Source organism: Gillisia xinjiangensis (genome assembly GCF_046298265.1).
Taxonomy (GTDB): Bacteria; Bacteroidota; Bacteroidia; order Flavobacteriales; family Flavobacteriaceae; genus Gillisia; species Gillisia xinjiangensis.
Genome location: NZ_JBKAHK010000075.1, coordinates 1 through 597 on the forward strand (window position 1 = coordinate 1; position 597 = coordinate 597).

1 protein-coding gene and 1 pseudogene are annotated in these 597 nt (G+C 69.5%); both read right to left on the reverse strand.

Annotated features, from left to right (window positions below):
- The coding region (gene rpmB / locus ACKGJN_RS16540) for a 50S ribosomal protein L28 (RefSeq protein ID WP_409540670.1) at positions 1-134 on the reverse strand (134 nt) is incomplete at its 3' end.
- Between the two features lie 255 nt (positions 135-389).
- Positions 390-597, reverse strand: a pseudogene (locus ACKGJN_RS16545) (hypothetical protein); the annotation flags it as partial.

Consider the following 597-nt stretch of genomic DNA (forward strand, 5'->3'; position numbering starts at 1 on the left):
GTGCCCAGCGCGTCGCTCATCAGGCTGACGTCCTGCAGGTTCGGCAGGAAGCGGCGCCGGGTCTTGTTGTTGGCGTGGCTCACGTTGTTGCCGGTCTGAACGGCCTTGCCGGTGAAGTCGCAACGTCGTGCCATGATCGCAAATCCTAGCTCTTGGGCCCGGCGCCGGAGGAAGCCTCGGATGGAGGCGCCTGGGTCATTAAAATGGGATACCGGGCGGACGGAGCCACCCGGTGCGGGCTGGTTTCTAAGGCAGCAGCGGGGCCCCGTCAAGCCGAATCCCGGGCCAAAAAGGCCCCCCTCACCCCTGCCCGCTCCCCGTGGGGAGAGGGAGGGTCCGCGAAGTGGGAGGGCGAGGGGCCTCTCCTCAACATTTACCCTAGAATCGCGTTAATCCCGGCTGAACAGGCCGACCAGGCGGCGGGCGGCGACGGTGGGGGTGGTCTTGCCGGCCTTCACCTGGCGCTCGAGGCCTTCCAACTCGCGGGCGACCTCCGGGTGGGCCTTGAAGCGGCGCATGAGGCCGTCGGCGATCTCCGCCCACATCCAGGCGCCGGCCTGGGCGGCCCGCTTGGCGGCGCGGGCGCCGCTGGCCTCC